The sequence below is a fragment of the Bradyrhizobium sp. genome (assembly GCF_036009065.1).
In the GTDB taxonomy this organism is placed as follows: Bacteria; Pseudomonadota; Alphaproteobacteria; order Rhizobiales; family Xanthobacteraceae; genus Bradyrhizobium.
Genome location: NZ_DASYMN010000031.1, coordinates 1 through 3,095, shown reverse-complemented (window position 1 = coordinate 3,095; position 3,095 = coordinate 1). Strand labels below are relative to the sequence as shown.

Below are 3,095 nucleotides of genomic sequence, written 5' to 3'. Positions count from 1 at the left end.
CACCACATGTACACCGTCGGCATGTCCTCGGCGACGCAGGCCTATTTCGTCGCCGCCACCATGGTGATCGCGGTGCCGACCGGCGTGAAGATCTTTTCGTGGATCGCCACCATGTGGGGCGGCTCGATCGAGTTCAAGACGCCGATGCTGTGGGCGATCGGCTTCATCTTCCTGTTCACGCTCGGCGGCGTCACCGGCGTGGTGCTGGCGAATGCCGGCGTCGACCGCGTGCTGCAGGATACCTATTACGTGGTCGCGCACTTCCACTACGTGCTGTCGCTCGGCGCGGTGTTCGCGATCTTCGCCGGCTGGTACTACTGGTTCCCGAAAATGTCCGGCTACATGTATTCGGAATTTATCGGCAAGCTGCACTTCTGGATGACGTTCATCGGCGTCAACCTGGTGTTCTTCCCGCAGCACTTCCTCGGCCTGTCGGGCATGCCGCGCCGCTATGTCGACTATCCCGATGCCTTTGCGGGGTGGAATCTGGTGTCCTCGCTCGGCTCGTATCTTTCCGGGCTTGGCGTGCTGGTCTTCATCTATGGCGTCGCGCTGGCCTTCATCAGGAAGGAGAAGGCCGCGGACAATCCATGGGGCGCCGGCGCCACCACGCTGGAATGGACGCTGCCGTCGCCGCCGCCGTTCCACCAGTTCGAAGTGCTGCCGCGCGTGCAGTGATAATCGTCGTCCCCGCGCATGCGGGGACCCAGTAAACACCGACGTTCCGTTCTTGACGTCTGGTTCAGCGATTACTGGGTCGCCCGGTCAAGCCGGGCGATGACAACTGAGAGGATGAGAGTAGGCAACCATTGTCGATCGTTGAACACCATATTGATCTCGCCGCGCCCCGCATCTCGGAAGCTGGGGTCGCCGATTACATCGCGCTCTTAAAACCGCGGGTGATGTCGCTGGTGATCTTCACGGCGCTGGTCGGCCTCGTGATCGCGCCGGGCCATGTCCATCCGGTGCTGGCATTCACCTCGATCCTCTGCATCGGCGTCGGCGCCGGCGCATCCGGCGCGCTGAACATGTGGTACGAGGGCGACATCGACGCACTGATGTCGCGCACCGCCAACCGGCCGATCCCGCGCGGCCGCGTCATCGGTCCGGAGGCGCTCACCTTCGGCATGACGCTGGCATTCTTCTCGGTGATGACGCTGGGCATCCTGGTCAACTGGTTCGCGGGCGGGCTGCTCGCCTTCACCATCTTCTTCTACGTCGTGGTCTACACCATGCTGCTGAAGCGCTGGACCGCGCAGAACATCGTGATCGGCGGCGCCGCCGGCGCGCTGCCGCCGGTGGTGGCATGGGTGGCGGCGACCGGATCGCTGTCGGTCGAGCCGATCCTGTTGTTCCTCATCATCTTCTTCTGGACTCCGCCGCATTTCTGGGCGCTGGCGCTGTTCCGCAACGACGACTATGCGCGCGCGGGCGTGCCGATGCTGCCCGTGGTCGCCGGTCCCGATGCGACGCGGCTGCAGATCCTGCTCTATACCATCGTGCTGGTCGCGATCGCGTTCGCACCTTGGCCGCTCGGCTATTTTGACGCGGTGTACGGGGTTGCCTCGCTGATTCTCGGCGCCGGAATGCTGGCGCTGGCGATCAACGTCTACCGCCATCGTGAGGGTGTCGAGGCGTCGCGCGCAACAAAAAAACTGTTCACGTTCTCGATCTTCTATCTGTTTGCGCTGTTTGCGACCTTGCTGCTCGAAGTCGTCGTCCGCGCTATCGCGCCGTTGATCTGGTAGGGGGCGCATGGCCGGCGATGGACGACAGACAGCAGCCCAAAGGCATCGTCCTCACCGAGGCGCAGAAGAAACGCCGTCGCGAGCGCTCGATCGCCATCGCGCTCGCGCTCGGCGTGCTGGTGGCGCTGTTCTTCGCGGTCACCATGGTCAAGGGGCCCGGTGTTCTGGTGCGGCCGATGTGATGTGATGAAACAAAAACCCGCACTCAGCTCCCAGAACACAGCCCGCCGTGGCCTCGGCCGCGATGCCACCGTGGCGGCGCTGTGCGGCGTGTTCGTGGCGCTGATGGTCGGCGCCGCCTATGCGGCGGTGCCGTTCTACAACTGGTTCTGCCGCACCACCGGCTTCAACGGCACCACCCAGGTCGCGACCTCGGCTCCGTCGTCGGCGCCGCTGGCGCGCACCATCGCGGTACGCTTCGACTCCAACGTCGCCGGCGGCTTGCCGTGGAAGTTCGAGCCCGAGCAGACCCAGATCGAGGTCAAGATCGGCGAAGTGGTCACCGTGTATTACACCGTGACCAACCAGTCGGCGCGGGCCACCACCGGGCAGGCCGCCTACAACGTGGCGCCGCTGACGGTCGGATCGTATTTCCAGAAGATCAACTGCTTCTGCTTCACCGAACAGACCATGGCGCCGGGCGAAAAGCGCGAGATGCCGGTGGTGTTCTATGTCGATCCCAAATTGGTCGCCGACGGCGACAATGACGGGCTCAACACCATCACCCTGTCCTACACGTTCTATCCGGTACGTGTCGCCGAGCCGCTGGCGGCAAGCCAGCCGGACAGGCGCAAGGGAAGCTTGTAAAATCGCGAAATCGGAACATCGCGACGAGCTTGGGGTTTGATTTTTGAGACGAAGTCGTGCCGAATGCACCGGCACCGCTAACGGAGAGACCGCAATGGCTACGGCGCAAGTCAAGCACCACGACTACCACCTCGTCGATCCGAGCCCATGGCCGATCATCGGCTCCGTGTCGGCCTTCATCATGGCGGTCGGCGCGATCACCTGGATGCATCATATGTTCGCCGCGGCGCCGATCATTTTCGGCATCGGCACCATCGGCGTGCTCTACACCATGGCAAGCTGGTGGGCCGACGTGATCCGCGAGGCCCAGTACAAGGGCGACCACACCCGCGTGGTGCAGATCAGCCACCGCTACGGCATGATCCTGTTCATCGCCTCCGAGGTGATGTTTTTTGTCGCCTGGTTCTGGGCGTTCTTCAACTCGGCGCTGTTTCCGGCCGATGCGGTTCATGCCACCCGCGATGCCCTGTTCGGATGCGGCGCGGGGACGGCCGCCGGCGCCTGCAGCGTACCCGGCACATGGCCGCCGAAGGGCATCGA

Annotated in this window: 5 protein-coding genes; all 5 read left to right on the top strand. The window is 63.7% G+C overall.

Annotated features, from left to right (window positions below; genetic code table 11):
- The coding region (locus VGP39_RS02360) for a cbb3-type cytochrome c oxidase subunit I (protein WP_327566503.1) at positions 1–678 on the top strand (678 nt) is incomplete at its 5' end.
- 131 nt (positions 679–809) lie between these two features.
- Positions 810–1,748, top strand: a complete 939-nt coding sequence (locus VGP39_RS02355; protein ID WP_327566502.1) for a heme o synthase — start codon at positions 810–812, stop codon at positions 1,746–1,748.
- A gap of 17 nt (positions 1,749–1,765) precedes the next feature.
- Entirely contained in the window at positions 1,766–1,930 is a 165-nt protein-coding gene (locus VGP39_RS02350) for a CoxF protein (protein WP_327566501.1), read from the top strand.
- 4 nt (positions 1,931–1,934) lie between these two features.
- The gene (locus VGP39_RS02345; protein ID WP_327566500.1) at positions 1,935–2,555 is read left to right on the top strand and encodes a cytochrome c oxidase assembly protein; all 621 of its coding nucleotides are present in this window, start codon (positions 1,935–1,937) and stop codon (positions 2,553–2,555) included.
- A gap of 94 nt (positions 2,556–2,649) precedes the next feature.
- A partial coding sequence (locus VGP39_RS02340; protein ID WP_327566499.1) for a cytochrome c oxidase subunit 3 occupies positions 2,650–3,095 on the top strand: 446 nt, incomplete at its 3' end.

What these genes read in the sequence shown, in the direction of transcription:
- VGP39_RS02350 (WP_327566501.1), top strand. Translation starts at nt 1,766, where the DNA reads ATGGACGACAGACAGCAGCCCAAAGGCATCGTCCTCACCGAGGCGCAG.
- VGP39_RS02345 (WP_327566500.1), top strand. Translation starts at nt 1,935, where the DNA reads ATGAAACAAAAACCCGCACTCAGCTCCCAGAACACAGCCCGCCGTGGC.